The following is a 21,419-nucleotide window of genomic DNA, read 5'->3' as shown; positions in this document are numbered from 1 at the left end:
CATGGTGGGGCATGGTGGAACCGGGGGATCATGGAGGGGCGCAGCATCGCCCGCCAACATGTGTGGGGTTTCCCCGGCCATCGGGCGGGCGATGCTTCGCCCCTACGGGATGACGGGGGATGGCGGGGCATGGTGGGGCATGGTGGAACCGGGGGATCATGGAGGGGCGCAGCATCGCCCGCCAACATGTGTGGGGTTTCCCCGGTCATCGGGTGGGCGATGCTGCGCCCCTACTATGTGGGGTTTATCCCAACACCATATTATCAATTAACCGCACACTCCCCAACCGCACCGCCATGGAGAGCAACGCCCCCTGGCTGATCGCCTCCAACTCGCGCAGACTAAGCGGATCGGCCACACTCACATACTCCGGCTGGACGGCTGGCTCACTCGCCAGCACCGTGCGCATCACCTCGCGCAACACCGCAGCGCTACGCTCACCCGTCGCATAGCGTTCGCTGGCCGCACGCAAAGCACGGTAGAGCACCGTCGCCGACTGACGCTGCTCGGCATTCAGGTAGGTGTTGCGACTACTCAGTGCCAACCCGTCCGCCTCACGGATGGTCGGCGCAACCACGATCTCATACGGCATATTCAGATCGCGCACCATCTGGCGCACCACCACCGTTTGCTGGGCATCCTTCTGGCCAAAATAGGCGCGGGTGGGCTGGAGAATATTGAGCAACTTACACACCACCGTCGCCACCCCCCGGAAGTGGCCGGGCCGTGCCGCCCCCTCCAACACCTCTTCGGCAGCCGCCAACACCACCTCGGTGCCGAATCCTACCGGGTAGATCTCGCTCGGCTGCGGGGTAAAGACCAGATCCACCCCCTCGGCCTCCAAGAGACTCAGGTCACGCTGCATATCACGCGGGTAGCGCCCAAAATCCTCGTTGGGGCCAAACTGGGTCGGGTTGACAAAGATACTCACCGCCACCGCGCCACACTCCTGGTGCGCCTGACGCACCAGACTCAGGTGGCCCGCATGGAGATAGCCCATTGTCGGCACCAAGCCCAGCGTGGTATAGCTTGCCCGCGCTTGGCGCACGGCCTCTATCGCTGAAATGACCTGCATAAATCCCTCTACTCACCCGTCTGCGCCAGCGCCGCCTGAAGCGCCTCGTCGGTCATGCTGGAGCTATGCTCACTATCGGGAAAGGTTCCGGCGCGCACCTCATCGGCATAGCTCGTTATCGCCTGCTCGATCACATCAGCAAGGTTGGCGTAGCGCTTGGAGTGGCGGGGCTTAAAATCGGTATACAGCCCCAACATATCGTGCCACACCTGCACCTGACCATCACACCCCGCCCCGGCCCCGATCCCAATCATAGGGATGCGTACCCGTTGTGAGACCACCGCCGCTAGTTGGGCCGGGATGAGTTCGAGCACCACCGCAAACGCACCGGCGGCTTCGAGTTCCAACACATCCTCAATCAATTGCGCCGCATCGGTGGAACTGCGCGCCTGCACCCGCGTCCCGATCTGATTCACCGACTGCGGGGTAAAGCCGACATGCCCCATCACCGGAATGCCCAACTCCACCAACCGGGTAATCGTGGGTGCCATTGCCGATCCACCCTCCAACTTCACCGCGTGGGCACCCGCCTCCTGCATCATGCGGCCCGCACTCTGGATCGCCTGCTCAGTCGTCGTGTAGGTCAGGAAGGGCAGATCGCCAATCACCAGTGCGCGTTGGGTTCCACGCACCACCGCACGGGTATGGTGCAGCATCTCCTCAAGCGTCACGGGCACGGTTGACGTATGGCCCAGCACCACCATCCCCAACGAATCGCCAACCAGGATCATCGGCACCCCGGCGCGATCCGCAATCTGGGCCGAGGTATAGTCATAGGCCGTGACCATCGGAATGCGCTCGGTGCGCTGTTTCATCTTCTGAATATCGAGGATTGTGGTTCGCATCATGCAAACTCCTTTTATCCGAGCTTCCGAGAAGCTCATTTACAGACCGCCCGCCAGAGCGCGAGCGCCTCGGCCTCCAAACGACGGTAGGCCGTGCCAAGTTGGTGAATCCAGACCTGACGATCCTGGGCGCTATCCCAGAGTTGCTCCAACTTCGCTTCTGACGCATGTAGATCGGCCAGCCGAGCCTCTAGGTGCGCCAACTGCGCCGCTTCGTCGGGTGTCAATGGGCGCGCCGTGAGCAGATTGGTGCGCAACTGGGCCATCTGCTGGCGGGCACGCTCGGCACGTTCCTGCTGCGTGGCGCGGGTACCGATCAGATCTTCGACATCGGCCATCCACGAGTCGTAAGCCGAACGTAGCGCCCGCAACTCGCCCAGATGATCGCTCTGCGCCAAAGTGAGGCGACGGGCGTTCAGTTCATCAAGCGTCTCCTGAAAATCCTTGGGGGTGCGGATCTGGGCTAACAACACCCGTACCTGCTGGTCACGCTCGGCGATGCAGTGATGTTCTGCCTCCACGCTCTGCACCTGATCTTGACGGGCTGCCTGACGCCCCGCTGGAGTACGCTGCCAGAGCCACGCTGCCAGCTTACCGCGAATAGACGTAGATTCTTTCTGCTCTGCCATCATCACAACTCAGTTTTGGTCATGAGAGTATGTTTGGATATTATACATCAGTCACCATCCAGCTTCCGTGCATCACTTGAATGGGGCAGGGCATGTGCAAAGTTACCTCCGGTGGGGGTGCGGGGGCGGTGCAGCCCCAAGGACTTTGCACATGCCCTGTTGAATGGGGCGCAGCCCATTCAACAACAAAAAATAGCTTCGGGGGCGGCTGTGCTTTCTCCGAACCTCCATTACTTCCACCGCCACCAACGCTGACGCTGCTGCCAGAGCACAATCCCCAATGCGGGCAGATAGGCTGTTATCAGAGCTAGTTCACCCATCTTTAGCACAATCCCGATCAGCAAGCCCATGGTCATACTGATCAAGAGCAGCATCGCCTGACGCGGTGTCTGGGGGATGAGCCAGAGTGCCAGTTGATCATAAACGAGGCGTTGCGGCACGAGTGCCATGGCGAGCAACAAGCGCGCCTCGGTATGCCGCCAGAAGGGCAGGGCCAACAGAAGCAGTGGCCCATACCACGTGAGGAGTGGGACATAGTTAATGTGGGTTGCAAGATTGGCCAGCATATCCCACGGCCACGAGGGCAGGATGATCAGACTGAGCAGCACCAGCGCGCCACACAGCAGCCACTGTTTGCGCGAGGGATAGACGAGCAGCATCGGCAGCCCCAGATTGGGCTTAGCCGAGAGCACCAAGCCTAGGCTCGGAATGAATGCAGCAGCGGTAATCAGGGGCGACCACTGGCCCATGAGTAGGGCAACGAGGTAGGGCGGGCTGAAGAAGAGCACTAGGCTATGGTACTGCTCACGCTGCACCAAGCCCCATGCCAGTAAACCAGAACCTATCCCCAGCAAGGCAGATCCTGCCACTGGGCCGGGGAGCCAAGCTACTGGCACTGCGAGCAATAGGGCAGTCAATGGGTAGTAGAGAACATCATTATAGGGGTACTTACCCGTCGGGCGGATCATCTGGTAGGGATTCTCACCCGCCAGCAAGAATTGTGCCCCACGCCATGCCCAGGTAAAATCACCGGCCTCAAAACCAGTCAGCACGAGACGCACATAAGCCGCAATCGCTGCCAGCAACCCAATCCCCACGGCCAGCGCGATACGGCGCTGAGGCGGAGCAAGAAATTCACGTATCGTCATGGTCGCAGCCGTGCATAGATCCGATAGACGCCAAACTCCTGAAGCAGTTGGAAGTGGCCTGCTTCAATGTAGGGCGCATAGAGTTGCCATGCCTGCTCTTGGCGTCCTGTGACCAGATAATCGGGATCAGCTACAAGCGGATCATAGGTGAAGGGGACAGACTCATGCAGCAGGAGGCGCTGATTGGCCACCACATGCTCCTGATAGGGTGGAAAGTGGTAGGGCTGATCGAGGCTGACAAACAACTCAGTCTCATTCGTCTCAACCCGTGCATCAGCCGGTACGTGGGCTTTGATCCAGGCACTCGTCGCCAAGAGCGGCTGATCGGTACTGATCGGGTAGGTGAAAATTTGGTGGAACACCGTTGCTGGTGGCGCCATGCATAGCACGGTAAGTGCCACCAACGCCGTATAACCGGGACGCCCACCACTGCGGAGGCGGCGCAGCACCTCGGCTGGGCGAAAATCACCTGTCCAATCGGTCAGCATCGCCGTCGTGAAGATCGCCCCCAAAAAGACCACCGGGTAGAGGTAGCGTGCCCAAGCAACCGCCAGGAAGAGGAACCAACCCAACCAACTGAGCACAAACGCAAGGATACTCACCCGCACGATCTGGATAGGATCGCCCCAATCTATCTGCAAACGTTGGCGGAAGATGCCCCAACTGGCCCACGCCATACCGAGCAGCGCCGGTACTGCAATCGCTCCGATCCACAGCAGTCCGAGTTGGCGACTCGCCAGCGTAAAGACCGTCGCCACAGTACGGGTTAGCCCCACCACCTCCGGTACCGGTAGGGTGGGATCGAACACCAAGAGGTTCCAGGCCGCAGCGATCAGCCGTGCCGCGCCCAAGGAGCCAACGATGATAACCAGTATGCGCACGAGCATGACCAAGTGGCGACGCCAGAACAGCAGTGGCAGCGGAGCGAACATCGCCACGATCCAAAAGGGTAGGGTCTGTGCTTTAGTGACGAGAGCCAGACCGAACAAGCCCACCGTCACCAACATCCAGCGCCACGAACCGGCGAGTGCCGGTAGCATGGTAAAAAATGCGAGACAGAGCAACAGCATCATTGCTGGCTCGCCCATGGCTTGGCGTCCCACAAAGAGCGGGTTACCCGTGACGTGGATGGTGGTCAGCAGCAAGGTCGGGATGACCATGATGCCCACGCTGACCCCATACAGGCGGCGGGCCAGCAACGCCAATGCAGCCAGCGAGAGCAGGTTAAGCAGCGCAATCGCCATGCGGCCCTGCCAATAACCTACCCCCAGCAGTTTAAAGGCCAGTGCCACCGGCACCACCGTGGGGAACGAGGCCGCCAGACTTGGCGCGATCAGCGTGCCATCAAGTGGCTGCGCATACACCCCCTGCTCCACCCATGTCCGTGCCACGGTCATCGTCCAACCCTCATCCCACTGCGGTTCGGGTGAGTGTAGCATACTCAGCCAGAGCGCAATGCCGAGGAGGGTGGCCAGAATGAGCAGAACCTGCCGAATCTTCACCAGCATCATGCTTCAACCTGTACATAGATACGATAGACACCAAACTCTTGAACCAGTTGGAAGTGGCCCGCCGCAATCAAGGGCGCATAGAGTTGCCAATTGGCCTCCATCGGCCCCGTTACCAGATAATCGGGAGGGTTGACGAGCGGATCATACTCAAAGGGTACCATCTCTTCCAAAAAGCGGCGTTGGTTGGCCACCACATGCACTTGGTAGGGTGGAAAGTGGTAACGGCGCTGCAAACCAAGGAAGAGTTCACTCTCATTGGTCTCGATCAACGCATCGGGCGGCGTCTGGGTATTGATCCATGCTGCCGTCGCCTCCAGTGGCGCAACCGTCGCACTCTTGATCGTATAGAGACTATAGCCGAGCGAGAGTGGCAGCGTGACGAGCAATAGGATCAGTACCACCACCGCTTGCAGCCGCTGGCTGGTTGTGCCACGCAAGCGTTGGAGGAATGTAGGAATATGGAAATCGCCACTCCACTCGGCCAACAGCGCCGTCGCACTCATCGCCCCCAAAAAGACCACCGGGTAGAGATAGCGACCCCAAGCAACCGAGAGCAAGAGATACCACGCAAACCAACTCCCCAGAAAGAGCAGGATGATGCCGCGCACCACATGCTGGGGCTGGGTATTGGTACGTTCACGCCAAACTGTTTGGGCTGTCCAGGCCATCCCCAGCAGGCTCGGTATCGCCATCATCAACGTAAAGACCAATGCCACCTGGCGGATCGTCGGTGTCAGCACCAACGCTACCGTGCGTGTCAGGCCCACCACCGGCTGTGTGGGCAAGGTCGGGTCGAGAACGAGGAGGTTCCAGGTCACCACAATCATGTGCGCCACACCCCATGAACCAACCAAGAGGAGACCAATCACCGCCGCCTTGCGCCACTCGCGCAGCCAGAGCAGCCATGCGACAGCCACTCCTAACGCGAAGAACCAGAACGGTGTCGGCTGCGCCTTGGCCACAAGTGCCAAGCCCCCCATCAACACCGCCAGTAGCGTCCAGCGCCACGATCCATCCAACGCGGGTACAAGCGCCAGATAGGCGAGAGTCAAGAGCAACAGCATGGGTGTCTCGGCCATGGTCTGGCGGCCCATATAGAACGGATTAGCCATGGGATGGATCGTGGTGAGGAGCAGTACCGGCACCACCGCCAGCGCAACCCTAGGGCCATAGAGCGAACGCGCCAACAGCGCCAGACTCACCAACGCCGCCACATTCAGTAGCGCAATCGCCATACGGCCCTGCCAATACCCCACCCCCAACAGCTTAAAGGCCAGCGCCACCGGCACCACCGTCGGAAACGACGCCGCCAGACTAGGGGCAATCAAGCCCGTATCCAACGGTTGGGCATACACCCCCTGCTCGACCCACGTGCGCGCCAACGCCAACGTCCAGCCCTCATCCCAATTGGGTGCGGGCGAATTGAGCAGACTGAGCCACAGCGATACCGCCAGCATCCCTAGCAGAATCATGAGGAAGCGCGAGGATGTACGCATAAGATTGCCTCGTCGTAACTATTCACACTTCTCCTCGCATCTCGATATTGACGCCAAGGCGCAACGTCTATAACAAAACCTTCGCGGCTTCGCGCCTTCGCGTGAACAATAAGGTTTCTTTTACCCCACGTGTGAACAATTAGGCGTAGGCACCTCGTCTACCCCAGCCCCTACGTGGGGGCGTCAAGCAGACTCGGCCAACAGCAAACCGCCCAACAGATCGTCAGCATGAACGGTTGCGAGATTCCACCTACCAACGAGACCAGAAACCAGGTTGCCCCGGCAATCACCTTCCCACGCTGCCCCGAATGCCAGAGCAGCGCCAGCGCAGGCAGCGCCAAGATCGTCGTATAGTGCCAAATAATCGTCGAGATGAGCAGCGGCAATAACGTCGCAGCGGTCAATCCCCATTGTAGATTGATTACCCGACTACGCCAGAACGTCAGCCCCAGCAGCGTCAGTATGACCACAGGCGGGCCAAGGGTTGCAATCATACCAGATTGCCGACGCAAAATACCCGTCCACGAAGCAAAGAGAGGCGAACTCACGTTACTCTGCAACGCATAGATCGAGCCATTGATCCAGGTCTCAATATGTACAAACGGCAATGAGAGCAGCACCACCCCAACGATAGTCATACCAAGCGCGAGCAGACTCATCCAGCGTTGCTTAATCAACAAAACCGGCGCCGCCAGAATTGGCGTAATCTTCAACAGAGCACCCACCGCCACCGCCATCCCCAAGCGCCGATGGGACTGCTCATTCGTAGAGCTCAGGATCAGCGCAATTAGCACCGCAATCAGCGCGTTAATCTGGCCCAACCAGAGCGACTCCAAAGTAGGCAAAAAGAAGAACACCCCAATCAACGCCATTTTCCACCCCACCAACGGCTTGAGCATGACACTCAGCAAAATGGTAGTTGCCAGCACCCCCAGCATCCACACACCCAACGCGATAGGGTAGGGCAAACTTGCCAGCGGCACAAGGAGTAAGGCTAACAAGGGTGGGTAGAAGTAGGGCGGGATATCAGCCGGTGCTTCGGGTAGAAAGACGGCTCCAGCATTCCCAATCGGATCGATTCCATGGGTAATGGCTCGTGCGGATGCCAAATAGGCCCGCGTATCGCCCCCAATCGGCAGATCATTTCCAACAGCACTCATCACCTGCACAATACGGATGGTCGCAATTACCAAGACCACCGTCAGATTTATGGTTTGGATATGCGGGGAATCGTGTGGTATACGTAGTTTCATAGGGGTTTGCGGGCAACAATCACAAACTGTAGACAAGTCAGTTCATCGCGGCTATAATCCCGCAACTCAGCCTCGATCTGCGTCGTAAGCAGCGCATCGCCCTCGCGGGTACGGCAATAGGTTTTGATGATCTCGAAGTGGCGGGTAAATTCGGCCACATACTGGGCTTGCCGCCACTCATTCAGCGGTACCGTAAACGGAATTCGGCGTTGGCGCAGATGATCCCACGCCTCCATACCAGCCGGCATGCGTTGCAACGGGTACTCGGTAAACGTGACATTATGCCCACCGCTAGGGCATGCAAAGGGATGAATAGAAATCCATGCCACCCCACCCGGCTTCAGCACCCGTTTGACCTCAGCCACAACTGCCGGAACATCCAGAAAATGCTCAAACGCCGCCGCCGAAATCACCAGATCATACGCCGCATCAGGAAAGGGCAAGCGTCCCACATCACCACACACCAGGGTACGCCGCTTGCGCGGTTCATACGTGATTCCTAACCGCCATGTATAGATCTGCCGTGCAACCACATAGGCCAGATTGATCGCCGAACGCTGCGGCCAATTGGCCATATCAATCCCCGTCACCGCATGCCCCAGACGTTTGAAGAGCGTATACTGGGGTCGCAGCCGCCCATTGGCCAGATCCAAGATCTGGCGTGGTACCTGCATATCAATCATGGGCGCAATATCGGCCAAACAATCGGCCTGTTGGTCACGTTCGCCAGCTAAACGCTCTCCGCGCAGGAGTTGTAGGGCATAGCGTGGGTATTCAAGGAGTTTGGGCATGGGAAGATCCTAATTCTACTATTTGCGAACAACTTCAATAGGCATCCTCTAGCATGGTTAAAAGTGTCTGTGCCGAATGTTGGTAACTGAACCGCGTCACTTGCTCAAATCCGGCATGGATCAATGTTTGGCGCAACCCAGGCTCATTGGCAATGCGCAGCATGTGTTGAGCAAGGAGCTTGCTATCATCAGGCTCAAAGAGCAATCCGGCTTGGCCTACAACCTCAGCCAACGAGGTCGCTCGTGAACTAATGACCGGACATCCACATGCCATGGCTTCCAGCGGAGGAATGCCGAAGCCCTCGTAGCGCGAGGGGAAGATGAAGGCGTCGGCTTCATGGTAGAGGGCGATCAGATCCTCGCGTGATACGAGTCCCAGCCGCCGTACCCGATGTGCAATAGCATAGCGTTCGAGGAGATCATCATAGGGGACTTCGCGGTATCCTGGCCCGCCCGTGATAACTAGATCATGCGGTAGATCGCGACTGACCCGCCCGAAGGCTTCGATCAGTACCCGTACATTCTTACGCGGTGAAAGTGTCCCCGCGTAGAAGAAGAAGGGCTGCTGTAATCCATAGGTTGCGCGCACCGCTTGGGATTGCGTGGCTGGCATGCGGTGATAGTTGAGACTCAACGCAGGGTAGGTCACGCTGATCTTCTCAGCAGGGGTTCCGGTGAGACGTATAATATCGTTCGCCGTCCATTGCGAATTGACTGTAACCTTACGTGCCTTGCGTAGCGATGGTGGAATAAAGAGCCGCATATAGAGCGAATCGATCCACGCATATTCACGTTGAGGGAATTCGGGCATCGGAAAGTAAAGCAGATCATGAATGGTCACCACCGACGGGATCTGGCACCCTAACGATATGACATTATGTGGGAACCAGACCACATCGGGGCGATCATGATGCAGCCGCAGGGGCAGGATGCTATGATCCCAGAAGAATTTGTGGGGTGCCCGCAGTAGCACTTCGTGGGCTGTGGGGTAGCGCCCAAGCAGTTCGGGGCTGGCGTAGTAGATGCTGAAGCGGTGCGGGCTGTCGAGCTTGATCAGCGCATCCAGTAGCCCACCGATATATTCACGCACGCCACCATAGGGGAGGCTGATAGCCCGCGCTGAAATGGCAATATGGAGTGGGCGTATCGTAGCCATCAAAAGATTACCTTCCTACATTCGCTGCTCCACCCAGACCCCCAACATCACTAAGGCCCACAGCTTCTTGCCGTGGTTGACCTTCCCGCTCATATGCTCATGCACCAACTCGCTCACCGCCTCCGGGCGCAACCACGCCTCCAGGGTTGGGTTGTGCAACAGCCGCTCTTCCGTCCAGCTACGCAACTCATTGCGCAGCCAGTCGCCAACCGGAACCCCGAAGCCCTGTTTGCCACGGGCGGCCACCTGGGGTGGTAGTTTCTCGCCGAAGGCGGCTTTGAGCAGCCACTTGGTGTTGCGCCCGCGCACCTTGAAACGCGCCGGGAGCCGTGCTGTCCATTCGACCCACACGGCATCCAGGAAGGGTGCCCGCGCCTCCAATGAGTGGGCCATAGTGCTGCGATCTGTTTTGGGCAGGAGATCGCCCGCCAAGTAGGTAACGTGATCTGCCGCCAGGGTGCGATCCAGCAGGCTTCTGGCCCGCGCCTGATCATAGGCTACCGCCAGCCAATCGGCGGTGTCAATACTGGCGAGTTGATCCCGCCACTGCTCAGTATACAACCCCAACTTCTCGCGCTGGCTGAAGTAGGAACCCCAACGCACCAGCGATGCCTTGTGGCTCACCGCCGCAAACTGGCCCAGCCGTTTGATCCCCGTGATCGGGTTGCGGTCTTCGGGCAGCCACCAGATCTCCGGAATGAGCGCGGCGAGGCTCGGCACAAGGCGCTGCGTCACCACGTGGGGCAGCAGCGTGTAGGGGCGCAACCAGCCATCCAAGACATAGCGCCGATACCCGGCCAGCGTCTCGTCGCCGCCATCGCCGCTCAGCGCCACCGTCACATGGCGGCGCGTCTGGCGCGCCAACTCGTAGAGCGGCAGTGCAGCCGGGTCGGCAAACGGCTCATCCGCCGCTGCCGCCACCCCCTCAATCACCCGCACCAGGTCGGCGGGGCGGAAGATGAACTCGTGGTGCTCGGTGGCGTAGCGCTCGGCCACCTGACGTGCATAGTGAGTCTCGGAGAAGTGGCGCTCCTCAAAGCCAATCGAGAAGGTGCGTACCGGCTCGCGGGTACGCTCAGCCATCAGCGCGACGATGATCGAGGAGTCGATCCCGCCACTCAGAAAGGCACCCAACGGCACCTCGCTTACCAACTGACGCTCCACCGCCGCCGGTAAGAGGCGGCGTGCCTGCTCAATCGCCTCGGCATCACTCAGGGCGATCTTGGGTTCAAAGGCCAACCGCCACCAGCGCTCAATACGTGGTGCATGGCCCGCCTCGACCACCAACTTGTGCGCGGCGGGCAGTTGGCTGATCCCCGCATAGATGGTAAGCGGATCGGGGGTGTACTGGAGGGTAAGGTAGTGGTGCAACGCCAACGGGTCAATGCGGCGCTCCACCCAGGGAGCCGCCAACACCGCCTTGGCCTCCGAGCCCCAGACCAGGCCATGCTCACGGCTCTGGTGCCAGTAGAGCGGCTTCTCACCCATGCGGTCACGGGCGATCAGCAGACGTTGCTGCCGCGCATCCCAGATCGAAAAGACAAACATCCCATTGAGCCGGGGCAAGAGTGCATCGCCCCACTGCTCATAGGCATGCACAATCACCTCGGTATCGCCATCGGTGGCAAACTGGTGGCCATGCAACAACAACTCGGCCCGCAACTCGCGGTAGTTATAGATCTCGCCATTAAAGACAATCGCCACACTGCGATCTTCGTTGAAGATCGGCTGGCTACTGCCACTCAGGTCAATAATCGCCAAGCGCCGCATCGCCATACCCACGCGCCCATCCACAAAAAAGCCATCACTATCCGGGCCACGATGGATGATCTGATCATTCATCTGGCGCAACAGATCGGCATTGACCGGGCGCGTATCAGGATGCAGGATGCCACAGATGCCACACATACATAGGCTCCCAATCAGGGTACTAGCGCATTACCTACCTTGGAGGAGCGCACGGCTCTACGCGGAGCGAGCACACTCAACGCAAAGAGAACCAAGATCAGCGGCACAAGCCATTTGTAAGCATAGGCCATGCGCTCAAAAGAGGCATTTTCCTGGTTATACTCGAATGGTGTTGCTGTGATCCTGACCGGCGCTTGGTAGGCTTGGATGTAATAGTCAACTAGATCTTTGCCTTCGGTCTGTATGGCTAGATGCCCTACATAGGCAGAGCGGATAATCTCTGGGGTAATATCTACAAAATCAGGAAGAATAACACCCGTATCAGGATCAGCAATCACCCAAGTGCCATCATCTAGCTCAACCCGATTGACCACATGGTACAGACCCAACATCACGATTTCTGATGGTATCCCCTGTTTTTGTAACAAACCATTCAGTACAATCGCGTGTTGACTACACAGACCAACACTGCGTTCTAGGGCTTTGTCATAATCAGAAAATTCCCAAAGCTGAAAATAGGGATTAATAAATCCCATTCCCCAAAGCAACCAATTCTCAGTAGGTGGGATATGCAGGTTATAAGCACCCGGTGTCCAATCATGGGCCATACCCTGGATGACTCCATAGGTGGCACGTTCAAGCACTGTATACGTAGTCTCTCCCTTGCGCCGGGTACTCAGTTGGCGTACCTCTTGGGCTGAAAGTAACAGATCATCCGGGCCAAAAAAGGTCGCTGTCCGGCCTAAATCGGGGCTGCGTATTGGGGTGATCAGGCCAAGCATATTGATCACAAATAAGAAGATACCTAAAAGACCAAACTTCCACGCCAGTATGTGCTTGAAGCGCATAGAATCACCCCCCCTTGGATTGAGCAATAACCCCCCCAAACATCACCACATAGCGCTCTGTCGCTGCCTCCCAGGTAAACTGCTGGGCGCGTACCCGCGCCGCCGCGCCCATCTGCCGCGCCAGATCGCGCTGTTTGGCCAGCGGGGCGATGCGTGCCACCAACGCCTCCACATCGGCCCAGGCCACAATATGTCCACTCACCCCCTCGGCCACCAGATCTTCAGCCCCACCAGTACGGGTCACAATCGTGGGCAGACCGGCAGCCATGGCCTCCAGGGTCGCTACGCTCATCCCCTCGTTGTACGAGGGCAGCACGAAGCCGTGCGCGGCGGCGTAGTGGGCGGCGATCTCTTCACGCGGGACATACCCGGCAAAAGTGACCCGATCAGTCAGGCCGAGGTTGCGTACCAATGTGATCAGATCATCACGCGCATCGCCTTCACCCACAAATTCAAGCACCACATTGTGGCCGCTATCTACCAAGCGCCGCAGGGCTTGGATGAGATAGTGCTGCCCTTTGCGCTCAATCAGGCGTGCCACACAGATCAGGTGCAGCGGGCCAGCATCTTCAATCGGCGCGGGGCTGAAACGAGTGAGATCAACCCCGTTGGGCACCAGATCAATCTGCATCCCCGGCTGCACCGCCAACATCATGTCGGCCTCATCCTGGCACTTGGCCACCAAGCGGCTGGCTCCGCGCCAGATCGCCTTGATCGTCGGCGTGAGGATGGGGTAGAGCGCACCATAACGCTGCTCAAAACCGGGAATATCCGGGCCACAGACGCGCAAAATATAGGGCAACCCGGCCAAACGGCGCAACGCCAGCGCTACCCCACCCGCTGGCACCGCACTCCACGCAAAGACGAGATCGTAGCGACGCTTGCGCTGGAGGCGCAGCGCATACGGCAGCGCCAGCGCGGCAAAGGTGAGTAGCTCACGGTTACTGGAGTGGTGGATATTGCGGTTGGCCACCGGCACCTTGAACATCCGCACCCGCTCGGCCAACTGCACCCGCTCATAACGCATGCCCAGCGCCGACGTGATCAGATCGATCTCCAACTCTGGGCGCTGCGCCAGCCGCGTCAGGATGGCCTGATTCACCGTGCCGGTGCCGCCACCCAGGGGCGGGAACTCGTTATTCAGCATCAGGATGCGCATCATTCCCTCCCCCACACCTTGCGTACCACATACAACGGACGCCCCTTCACCTCCTCGAAGATACGCCCCACATACTCGCCGATCACCCCGATGGTGATGAGTTGGATACCGGCCAAAAAGAAGACTGCCACCACCAGGGTGGCAAAGCCGGGTGGCGAGAGGCCCACGGTGATCTTCTGGATGGTGTAGAAGATGGCGATCAGGATCGCCATGATCGAGACCCCGACCCCGGCCAGCGAGATCATGCGCAGGGGTAGGTAGCTGAAGGAGATCAGGCCGTCTAGGGCGAGGTAGATCAGGCGCGTCAGGGTGTATTTGGGGCGCCCCGCATAGCGCGCATGGCGCGCATAGGCCAAGCCGGTCTGGCGCAGGCCGATCCAACTGCGGATGCCACGCACAAAGCGGTTGCGTTCGGGCATGCCGTTGAGCAGATCGACGATTTGGCGATCCATAATGCAGAAGTCGCCTGCGTCGAGCGGAATATCAATACTCGCTACCTGCTTGAGTAGGCGGTAGAAGAGCGTGTATGCGGTGCGCTTCAGCCAGCCCTCTTTGCGCTGCTCGCGGATGGCATAGACCACATCGTAGCCCTCGCGCCACTTAGCGATGAACTCCGGCAAGACCTCCGGCGGGTCTTGCAGGTCGCCATCCATAATGATCACCCCGCGCCCCCGGCTATGGTCTAATCCGGCACTGATCGCTACTTGGTGCCCGAAGTTGCGCGCTAGATCGATCACCACCAGACGTGGATCACTGGCTGCCATCTGCTGAAGCAGGCTGAGGGTCGTGTCGCGGCTGCCATCATTCACAAAGATGATCTCGTAGGCCAGATCGAGTGGATCAAGCGCTGCACGCAGCCGCGAGTAGAGTGTGGGCAGATTCTCTTCCTCGTTATAGGCCGGGATGACCACCGAAAGTTCGGGGAGATCAGGCAGGAGCGCCGGTTCAACCGGTGCTGTCAATTGCGCCAATGCCCGACAAAAGCGCAAGGCTTCCTGGGCATCCTCGGTGGGGATGGGCGGGACGGGGCGCTGCTCAAGAGCCGCACGGCGCATGGGGGCTGATCCTTCTGCAAGAGACCGCGACACCAACAGGTTCTATTATAAAGCTCTAACATACCAGGGCCGCTATTTTATGTGAGGCGTGCTACAATGAATACAGAGAACGACACAACACCATGGAGTAACCAACAATGTCACAAGTGCCACAACCCGACACCTTTACCGCACTAAATAAACACCAGTACGCCAACCTTTTTACCTACCGCAAAAATGGCGAGGCGATCAAGACCCCGATCTGGTTCGCACTCAAGAACGGTAAGTTCTATGTTGTCACTACCAAAAACTCAGGCAAAGTGAAGCGCATCCGCAACAACGGGCGCGTCATGATCGGCCCCTCGGATGCACGCGGCAACCCACGTGGCGAGACGATAGAGGCCAGAGCACGTGTGCTTGGCCCCGATGAGGTGGAGATCGCTAAGATTGCACTTGATGAGAAGTATGGGCTGATGAAGGCGGTCTTCGAGTTCTTTATAACGATGCGCGGTGTAGAGCGCGATTGGGTTGAGATTGCTCCGGCGTAATAAATAAGCTTCCCGGAAGCTGAAAGCTTCCGGGAAGCTTAGAATTACTCCTCCACACAGATCTCCTTCTTCCCCACCGCCCGTAGGGTCAGACCGAGCAACGTAAGAATCAGCAGGCTCAACAGTGCGAGCAGCACATACCCCAAGCCCTGGTGGAAGGCCAGCTTGGTCTTGCTGTACATAAAGATCGTCGCAATCGTGAGCGCGGCCACCGGGAAGGAGTAGGCCCACCACGAGAGGTAAAACTGGATCTTGAGGAACTGCCGATACTGGGCGACGAGCAGGATGAAGAGGAAGAGTGCGAATGAGTAGAGTGATTTGGCAAAGCCGTCTAGCACAAAGCCGCTCACATCATGGCTCATGAGTTTGACATAGGCAATGAAGCCAATCGCGGGTGGCGCGATCATAATGAAGAGCGTCGGTATCATCCGATCTGCCAACGGGGCGTGGAAGATGATCCGATTGAAAAAGATGCTGAAGAGTGCGATCCAGAAGATCAGCCCGACACTAAAATAGAACCACGAGATGTCGCTGTGGAAATGTTCAACCCCCGCGATGGGCACAATCATATTCCCCACCACCGGGATGAACCACGAGGGGTTGGAGTGCTGAATCTGGAACATGCTGTGCTGCATCCAGACCGACAGAATGCCTAGCGTAAACAGCGTATGCACGATCACGCCGATGATCCAGAGGTAGCGCGAGATGTCGTGCTGCACCTCCAAAAAGGCTACGCTGAAGAGCAATAGGCTGATCGAGATGGTCGGGAAGAAGTTGATGCGGATGGGATGGGTAAACTCGTGCTTGACCGCATCGGGGAAGCGGAGCAGCTTGGTGGTGTAGATCACTCCGAATAGGGCGAAGAGGCTGAGTGCCACCACCAGAACGATCCCGCTCAGGCTGAAGGGCAGGCCCAGAATACGTTCGGCGCGCTGAAAGGCGATGCTGCTGCCCGCCATCCCCAGGATAACGGCAAAAAATGAGATCGGAAAGTTGCGCAGCCGTAGTTGGATCGCGCTCAGATTCGGGCTGAGCGCCGGTTGCTGCTGGGCATGGCTCATGGGTTTTGTACTCCGCGTACATGATTGTGGGTATCTGTTGAGTATTGTAGCACTATTGCTTATACCGGCAACATCATATATTGGGTTATTCAACCAATATTTTGGTTGAATATCTCCCCCGTCACCAACACCTCCAAGCTACTCCCCGCCGGGTAGATCTGCAACCCTGGCGGCACGATCAGCAAGCCGTTGGCCCCGTGCAGCGAGAGCAACCGCGAGCTGCCCTGGTTGCCGGTGCTCGTCGCCCATAGCTCACTCCCGCGCCAACTTAGGCGCACCCGCTGGTATTCGGGTCGGTCGGAGGATGGCCGGATGTCCGTCTCCACCCGTGCCAGTACACGCGGCCGCAGTGGCTGCGGGTCGCCCTGCAATGCCCGTAACGCCGGGCGCACGATGATCTCGAAGGCCACTAGCGAGGAGACCGGGTAGCCCGGTAGGCCAAAGACGAGCGTATCACCAACGCTGGCAAAGGTGGTTGGTTTGCCCGGCTTAAACTTGATGCGCCCAAAGTGGATCGTCCCCAACTCGGCCAGAATCGGCTTGATCAGATCGCGGGTGCCCATACTCACCCCGCCACTGGTGAGCAGCACATCGGCCTGGGCGATCCCCTCAAGGATGGCCCGCCGCTGCGTCTCACGATCATCACGGGCAATACCGAGTGAGATCGCCACTCCGCCCGCCTCGCGCACCGCCGCCAAGAGCGCGTAACGATTACTGTCGCGTACCGCCCCGACTGGACGCGGCGCACTTGGCTCATAGACCTCATCGCCCGTTGCGAGCACCGCCACCCGTGGGCGGCGGAAGACCGCCACCTGGGTGATGCCGAGCGTCGCCATGATGCCCACATCTGCCGGAGTGAGCCGCGTGCCACGGGCTAACACCAGCGCTCCCCGGCTGAGATCTTGGCCCACCGAATGCACATGCTCACCGGGGCGAACCACCCGCTCAATCACGAGCATCCCCTCGGTTTCGCGGGTCTGTTCGACCGGGATCATCGCGTCGGCCCCGGCAGGCATAGGGGTTCCGGTCATGATCCGGCTCGCCTCGCCGGGGCCAACCAGGAGGGTCGGGTTCACCCCGGCGGTTAGCTCGGCAACCACTCGGCGGGGGATGAGGCCATCACTGGAGCGTAGCGCATAACCATCCATCGCCGCCTTGGGCAGATCGGGCAGATCTTCGGGCGCAACCAGATCGTCGGCCAAGATCCGCCCCTCGGCACGCAGCGCGTCAACCTGTTCTAGCGGCAAATGGCGCACATGTGCCAGTACCGTTGCCAGGGCATCTTCAACTGCCAGCATCGGGTAGGGTGATTCACGCAGCATATCGTTCATGGTTGTTCTTGCCCCAATCCTATTCTCATGATGATCGATCCTCACCCTCCCCGTGCGCCAACCGCTCACTACCCCATACACTCCTGTGGCCGCCCCGCACGCACCGGCTTGATCGGCACCCCATCGCTCCACTCACCCATCGCAAAGCTGAGTTGATCGGCGCGAGTGCCGTGGCGCACCACCTGATCGAGCGCGTACCAGATGTAGCGCCAGTTGAGGTTGTTCTCACTCGCAATCCCTCCCACCGACATCATGGCCATCACATCGGGGATGAAGGTGGTGTCAACTCCGGCCTGGATGTGGTCGGCGACAAGCCCCGGTTTACCGTGCGAATCGTTCTGGGCGCAGTAGAAGCGCTTGTGAGCCGAGGCTATCGCCTCGAAGGGGTTGACCCACGCCTTCACTGGAACGAGAATGTCGCCGGTGCCGTGGAGGATACCGACCGGGACATCCAGAGCGCGTCCGGTGTGGGCCATATCTATTCGATCCGCGTAGGCTCCGGTCATCTGGCCGAAGATGCGGATGGGGGTAGGAATGAGCGACTCGGAGTCGGGGATGGGGTTGGCGGTGATGATCTGTTGGGGTAGTAGCGCTTCCGGCACCTTCTCGCCCGCTAATGCGGGCCAACTGAGCGCAAAGAGGCCGCCGAGCGAATGCCCGAAGAGGTAGGTGTCCACGTGTGCGTCAGCCAGCCGGGTCTGCTCGTAAGCGTGCAGGACGCTGCGCATGGCGTTGTTGAACCAACCGTGCGGGCTGATCGGGAAGGGGTTGAAGAGCGCCTTGATCAGATCCTGCATTGTCGCCGGGAGGGTGTCGCCATAACGACAGAAGCCGCGCTGGTAGCTGGGGAAGAAGACGTAGTAGCCCTGCTGCACGAGGTGGAGTAGGTGGCTCTGGTAGATTTCGGCTGCACCCAGGCAGAAGCCGTGCAGGTAGACGATCAACTTCACCCGCCCGTTGGCGTCGCGGTAGGGGTTGAAGGGGATGTAGGCGCGGATGAAACTGGCATCGGCACAATCGCCATACTCCTGGATGGCATAGTGCTGCGAGGTATAGATGGCCTGATAGTCGGGTTTTGTGGGGGGGAAGACATGTGGCATGGGGATGCTCCTTACTTGTGATTATTCATACTTCTCCTCGAACCCAGATTTTGACGCAAAGACGCAAGGACGCAAAATCTTTAACAGTACAAACAGTTGCACTCTTTGCGTCTTCGCGCCTTTGCGTCAACCAAGTAGTGCCATTCAGGGTAATCACACGCCGCGTCTGCGTAACAACCGAGCGACTCGAATCGCCCCTTGGGTCACGGCGGCGCTACTCTGGCCCGGAAAGATGCTGTCGCCTACCACCCAGAGTCCGGCCACCCCGCTTACCCGTGGCCCCATGCTGGCGAAGCCGCTCTGGGCGGGGCGTTGGCCTAGCCCCCCCACCACGCCGCGCTCGCGCCCGGTGTAGCGTGCAAAGCTGATCGGGCTGCCCGCCTGCTGGTAGCGGATGTGCTGGCGCAGGTTGGGCAGTACCACCTCGGCGGCGCTCAGCAGGCGCTCGGCCCATTCCGCCTTGCGCTCATCATACACGCTGCGCTCGGTATGCGCCTTCCACCATGGCCCCACGCGGGTGTGCGTGCTGATGGTGATTGCCCGCTGGCCCACTGGGGCGCGGCGCGTATCCTCGCGGGGGTGGAGCGAGATAAAGATGCTGTTGCCCTCGCCCAACGGTGCGTCGTAGTTGCGGACTACCTGATGGTGCTCAGGCAACCCCGCCGGGATGGCCGCCTCATCTACACCCAGGTAGAGCATAAAGGCCCCCCACACCTCTGGAATGCTGGCGATGCGCTGCTGGAGCGGGCGCGGGGCGTGTGGGCCGAGGAGGCGCGCAACGTCCCACACGCTCACCCCGGCGACGATCTGTTTGGCGCGCAGTTCTTCGCCACCCGCTAGGCGCACCCCCACGGCGCGCCCGCCTTCAACCAGGATCTGCTCCACCCGCGCCCGGTAGCGCAACTCGCCGCCATCGCGGATGAAGCCATCGGCGAGGGTGCGTGCGATTGTCCAGGCTCCGCCTTCAACATAAAAGACGCCCTGGCGGGCCAGATCGAGCGCCACGCTGCCAAAGATCCAGGCGGCCTCACTGGCTGGTACCTGGGCCGAGATGAGCAACTGGGCATCAATGAAGCTGCGCAGGGCACGATCATGCAGGCGGTGGCGGTGCAGTTCGTGGGCGACGGTACGTTCGAGGTGCGGGAGCATCCCGATCAGCTCTGGGCGCAACGCCGGGAGCAACTCGATCAGATCGGCGGGGGTTTCGGGGGGCATGGGCGGGAAGTGGCGCGCAAAACGCCAACCCCAATCGGCCAACGTCTCCTGGTTGTGCCAGAAGCGTTCCGCCGCCGCCGCTTGGCTGGGGAAGGCGCACCTCCGCTCCTCTTGCCACGCCGCAGGATCACCATAGCGCGTCACCACTCGGTCGGGCAACCAGACCTGCATGGCCGGTTCGAGCTTGACCACTGGGAAGCGCAGGTTGAGTTGCTGCGCCACCCAATCGTGGGCACCACCGGGCTGAAAGCCACCAAACAGGGTTGCCCCGACATCAAAGACATAGTGCGACCCATCGGGGCGTTTGCGGAGGAAGGAAGAGGCGCAGCCTCCCGGCTCAATGTGGGCTTCCAGCACCAGCACGCGCCGCCCCGCGTGGGCCAGCAGCGCCGCCGTCGTCAGCCCGCCAATCCCCGCCCCAATCACGATCAGATCATAACTCACCCGCCACCTCCGGTCGCATAAGCGCGCATAATGATCACCAGGACTAGAAATGCGGCTACCGCAAAACTGGTCGCCTCGCGTCGCCCGCGTTGGCCGCGTGCCAGGAGGATTGCGGCGGGGATGAAGAGGGGCGCGATTACGCCATAGACGATGTGCATGGCCATAAAGAGCGGGGCACCCATGGTGAAGAAGATCGTGGCCCCAATCAGGGCTTGGGAAATCAGGAGTAGCTCGGCGATCCACAGCCCGGCGATGTAGGTCTCCCCAACGCGCCCGCGCAGTGCATTGACCGCGCCCCAGAGGGTCAGCACAAGTGTCACGAGGCTGAGGGTGACTTGGAGTTTGGCGTGGAAGGGTAACATGAGGTCAACTTACCGCAGGGGCTACAGCCCCATGGCTTGTACCTCACTCCTGACGCCGAGGCGTCGGGACGGATACGATTGGCTGGTTGACGGGCAGCCCGCCAGCATCACGTCTCGCGATGCTGGCATGGTACTTGGCCGCAATATTCCGCGCCGCGTTGAGGTCTGCATGCAACTCGAAGCCACACACACGACACACGAACCGGCCACGGGAACGGCGGTTGTTGCGGGCGATATGCCCACAGCAGCTACAGGCTTGCGAGGTATGCCGGGGATCGACCCTAGCCACCGTACACCCCCGTTCCTCGGCTTTGTACGTCACAAATGCGGTAATCTGTGCGAACGACCAGCTATGCACCCGGCGGCTGGTTTTCGTCTGATTACGGATCTTCGACCGCGTGCGGATGTCGGTCAAGTTCTCCAGCACAATCGTTGCGCCGGGCTGCACCGACTGGACAATCTGCTTGGAGAGGACGTGATCGCAATCCCGCCGGAAGCGGGCCTG

At 59.6% G+C, this 21,419-nt stretch carries 20 protein-coding genes; 1 reads left to right on the top strand and 19 read right to left on the bottom strand.

From position 1 onward, the window contains the following. Positions 1-244: 244 nt before the first annotated feature. The 13 genes from panC to EKD03_RS16100 form a co-directional block, all read right to left on the bottom strand. Entirely contained in the window at positions 245-1,075 is an 831-nt protein-coding gene (panC, locus tag EKD03_RS16160) for a pantoate--beta-alanine ligase (protein ID WP_129633129.1), read from the bottom strand. An 8-nt stretch (positions 1,076-1,083) separates the two neighbouring features. Then, positions 1,084-1,920, bottom strand: coding sequence for a 3-methyl-2-oxobutanoate hydroxymethyltransferase (panB, locus tag EKD03_RS16155; RefSeq protein ID WP_129633133.1), 837 nt, complete (start codon positions 1,918-1,920; stop codon positions 1,084-1,086). A 35-nt stretch (positions 1,921-1,955) separates the two neighbouring features. Beyond that, the gene (locus EKD03_RS16150; protein ID WP_129633127.1) at positions 1,956-2,552 is read right to left on the bottom strand and encodes a hypothetical protein; all 597 of its coding nucleotides are present in this window, start codon (positions 2,550-2,552) and stop codon (positions 1,956-1,958) included. Between the two features lie 227 nt (positions 2,553-2,779). Next, on the bottom strand, positions 2,780-3,697 hold the full coding sequence (locus tag EKD03_RS16145) for a hypothetical protein (RefSeq protein WP_129633125.1): 918 nt from the start codon (positions 3,695-3,697) through the stop codon (positions 2,780-2,782). Next, the gene (locus tag EKD03_RS16140; RefSeq protein WP_129633123.1) at positions 3,694-5,208 is read right to left on the bottom strand and encodes a hypothetical protein; all 1,515 of its coding nucleotides are present in this window, start codon (positions 5,206-5,208) and stop codon (positions 3,694-3,696) included. The genes EKD03_RS16145 and EKD03_RS16140 overlap by 4 nt, the downstream gene beginning before the upstream one ends. Beyond that, positions 5,205-6,704, bottom strand: a complete 1,500-nt coding sequence (locus tag EKD03_RS16135; RefSeq protein WP_129633121.1) for an ArnT family glycosyltransferase — start codon at positions 6,702-6,704, stop codon at positions 5,205-5,207. Before EKD03_RS16135 ends, EKD03_RS16140 begins: the two co-directional genes overlap by 4 nt. Positions 6,705-6,874: 170 nt before the next feature. Next, positions 6,875-7,957: a glycosyltransferase family 87 protein gene (locus tag EKD03_RS16130; RefSeq protein ID WP_129633119.1), complete on the bottom strand. Its 1,083-nt coding sequence runs from the start codon at positions 7,955-7,957 to the stop codon at positions 6,875-6,877. Then, positions 7,954-8,748: a class I SAM-dependent methyltransferase gene (locus EKD03_RS16125; protein WP_129633117.1), complete on the bottom strand. Its 795-nt coding sequence runs from the start codon at positions 8,746-8,748 to the stop codon at positions 7,954-7,956. Before EKD03_RS16125 ends, EKD03_RS16130 begins: the two co-directional genes overlap by 4 nt. A 34-nt stretch (positions 8,749-8,782) precedes the next feature. Beyond that, entirely contained in the window at positions 8,783-9,904 is a 1,122-nt protein-coding gene (locus EKD03_RS16120) for a glycosyltransferase family 4 protein (protein WP_129633115.1), read from the bottom strand. A gap of 15 nt (positions 9,905-9,919) precedes the next feature. Next, positions 9,920-11,812: an asparagine synthase (glutamine-hydrolyzing) gene (asnB, locus tag EKD03_RS16115; protein ID WP_129633113.1), complete on the bottom strand. Its 1,893-nt coding sequence runs from the start codon at positions 11,810-11,812 to the stop codon at positions 9,920-9,922. 14 nt (positions 11,813-11,826) lie between these two features. Beyond that, positions 11,827-12,660 (bottom strand): transglutaminase-like domain-containing protein, encoded by an 834-nt coding sequence (locus tag EKD03_RS16110; RefSeq protein WP_129633111.1) that lies wholly within the window; start codon positions 12,658-12,660, stop codon positions 11,827-11,829. 4 nt (positions 12,661-12,664) lie between these two features. Then, positions 12,665-13,822: a glycosyltransferase gene (locus EKD03_RS16105; protein WP_129633109.1), complete on the bottom strand. Its 1,158-nt coding sequence runs from the start codon at positions 13,820-13,822 to the stop codon at positions 12,665-12,667. After that, positions 13,819-14,874 (bottom strand): glycosyltransferase family 2 protein, encoded by a 1,056-nt coding sequence (locus EKD03_RS16100; RefSeq protein WP_129633107.1) that lies wholly within the window; start codon positions 14,872-14,874, stop codon positions 13,819-13,821. The genes EKD03_RS16105 and EKD03_RS16100 overlap by 4 nt, the downstream gene beginning before the upstream one ends. Positions 14,875-15,011: 137 nt before the next feature. On the opposite strand from EKD03_RS16100, the gene EKD03_RS16095 reads away from it, so the two are divergent. Then, the gene (locus tag EKD03_RS16095; RefSeq protein ID WP_129633105.1) at positions 15,012-15,401 is read left to right on the top strand and encodes a PPOX class F420-dependent oxidoreductase; all 390 of its coding nucleotides are present in this window, start codon (positions 15,012-15,014) and stop codon (positions 15,399-15,401) included. 44 nt (positions 15,402-15,445) lie between these two features. Here EKD03_RS16095 and EKD03_RS16090 read toward each other — a convergent pair whose 3' ends face one another. The 6 genes from EKD03_RS16090 to EKD03_RS16065 form a co-directional block, all read right to left on the bottom strand. After that, the gene (locus tag EKD03_RS16090) at positions 15,446-16,462 is read right to left on the bottom strand and encodes an SLAC1 anion channel family protein (RefSeq protein ID WP_129633103.1); all 1,017 of its coding nucleotides are present in this window, start codon (positions 16,460-16,462) and stop codon (positions 15,446-15,448) included. A gap of 89 nt (positions 16,463-16,551) precedes the next feature. Beyond that, positions 16,552-17,793: a molybdopterin molybdotransferase MoeA gene (locus EKD03_RS16085; RefSeq protein ID WP_129633101.1), complete on the bottom strand. Its 1,242-nt coding sequence runs from the start codon at positions 17,791-17,793 to the stop codon at positions 16,552-16,554. 68 nt (positions 17,794-17,861) lie between these two features. After that, entirely contained in the window at positions 17,862-18,893 is a 1,032-nt protein-coding gene (locus EKD03_RS18720) for an alpha/beta hydrolase (RefSeq protein ID WP_202976807.1), read from the bottom strand. A gap of 153 nt (positions 18,894-19,046) precedes the next feature. Beyond that, on the bottom strand, positions 19,047-20,552 hold the full coding sequence (locus EKD03_RS16075) for an FAD-dependent oxidoreductase (RefSeq protein ID WP_129633099.1): 1,506 nt from the start codon (positions 20,550-20,552) through the stop codon (positions 19,047-19,049). Next, positions 20,549-20,914: a hypothetical protein gene (locus tag EKD03_RS16070; protein ID WP_129633096.1), complete on the bottom strand. Its 366-nt coding sequence runs from the start codon at positions 20,912-20,914 to the stop codon at positions 20,549-20,551. The genes EKD03_RS16075 and EKD03_RS16070 overlap by 4 nt, the downstream gene beginning before the upstream one ends. Before the next feature lie 43 nt (positions 20,915-20,957). Beyond that, a partial coding sequence (locus EKD03_RS16065) for an RNA-guided endonuclease InsQ/TnpB family protein (RefSeq protein ID WP_153188299.1) occupies positions 20,958-21,419 on the bottom strand: 462 nt, incomplete at its 5' end.

The organism is Candidatus Oscillochloris fontis (assembly GCF_004138135.1).
GTDB lineage: Bacteria > Chloroflexota > Chloroflexia > Chloroflexales > Chloroflexaceae > Oscillochloris > Oscillochloris fontis.
This window is presented reverse-complemented; position numbering and strand designations above follow the sequence as displayed.

What these genes read in the sequence shown, in the direction of transcription:
- panC (WP_129633129.1), bottom strand. Translation starts at nt 1,075, where the DNA reads ATGCAGGTCATTTCAGCGATAGAGGCCGTGCGCCAAGCGCGGGCAAGC.
- panB (WP_129633133.1), bottom strand. Translation starts at nt 1,920, where the DNA reads ATGCGAACCACAATCCTCGATATTCAGAAGATGAAACAGCGCACCGAG.
- EKD03_RS16150 (WP_129633127.1), bottom strand. Translation starts at nt 2,552, where the DNA reads ATGATGGCAGAGCAGAAAGAATCTACGTCTATTCGCGGTAAGCTGGCA.
- EKD03_RS16145 (WP_129633125.1), bottom strand. Translation starts at nt 3,697, where the DNA reads ATGACGATACGTGAATTTCTTGCTCCGCCTCAGCGCCGTATCGCGCTG.
- EKD03_RS16140 (WP_129633123.1), bottom strand. Translation starts at nt 5,208, where the DNA reads ATGATGCTGGTGAAGATTCGGCAGGTTCTGCTCATTCTGGCCACCCTC.
- EKD03_RS16135 (WP_129633121.1), bottom strand. Translation starts at nt 6,704, where the DNA reads ATGCGTACATCCTCGCGCTTCCTCATGATTCTGCTAGGGATGCTGGCG.
- EKD03_RS16130 (WP_129633119.1), bottom strand. Translation starts at nt 7,957, where the DNA reads ATGAAACTACGTATACCACACGATTCCCCGCATATCCAAACCATAAAT.
- EKD03_RS16125 (WP_129633117.1), bottom strand. Translation starts at nt 8,748, where the DNA reads ATGCCCAAACTCCTTGAATACCCACGCTATGCCCTACAACTCCTGCGC.
- EKD03_RS16120 (WP_129633115.1), bottom strand. Translation starts at nt 9,904, where the DNA reads ATGGCTACGATACGCCCACTCCATATTGCCATTTCAGCGCGGGCTATC.
- asnB (WP_129633113.1), bottom strand. Translation starts at nt 11,812, where the DNA reads ATGTGTGGCATCTGTGGCATCCTGCATCCTGATACGCGCCCGGTCAAT.
- EKD03_RS16110 (WP_129633111.1), bottom strand. Translation starts at nt 12,660, where the DNA reads ATGCGCTTCAAGCACATACTGGCGTGGAAGTTTGGTCTTTTAGGTATC.
- EKD03_RS16105 (WP_129633109.1), bottom strand. Translation starts at nt 13,822, where the DNA reads ATGATGCGCATCCTGATGCTGAATAACGAGTTCCCGCCCCTGGGTGGC.
- EKD03_RS16100 (WP_129633107.1), bottom strand. Translation starts at nt 14,874, where the DNA reads ATGCGCCGTGCGGCTCTTGAGCAGCGCCCCGTCCCGCCCATCCCCACC.
- EKD03_RS16095 (WP_129633105.1), top strand. Translation starts at nt 15,012, where the DNA reads ATGTCACAAGTGCCACAACCCGACACCTTTACCGCACTAAATAAACAC.
- EKD03_RS16090 (WP_129633103.1), bottom strand. Translation starts at nt 16,462, where the DNA reads ATGAGCCATGCCCAGCAGCAACCGGCGCTCAGCCCGAATCTGAGCGCG.
- EKD03_RS16085 (WP_129633101.1), bottom strand. Translation starts at nt 17,793, where the DNA reads ATGAACGATATGCTGCGTGAATCACCCTACCCGATGCTGGCAGTTGAA.
- EKD03_RS18720 (WP_202976807.1), bottom strand. Translation starts at nt 18,893, where the DNA reads ATGCCACATGTCTTCCCCCCCACAAAACCCGACTATCAGGCCATCTAT.
- EKD03_RS16070 (WP_129633096.1), bottom strand. Translation starts at nt 20,914, where the DNA reads ATGTTACCCTTCCACGCCAAACTCCAAGTCACCCTCAGCCTCGTGACA.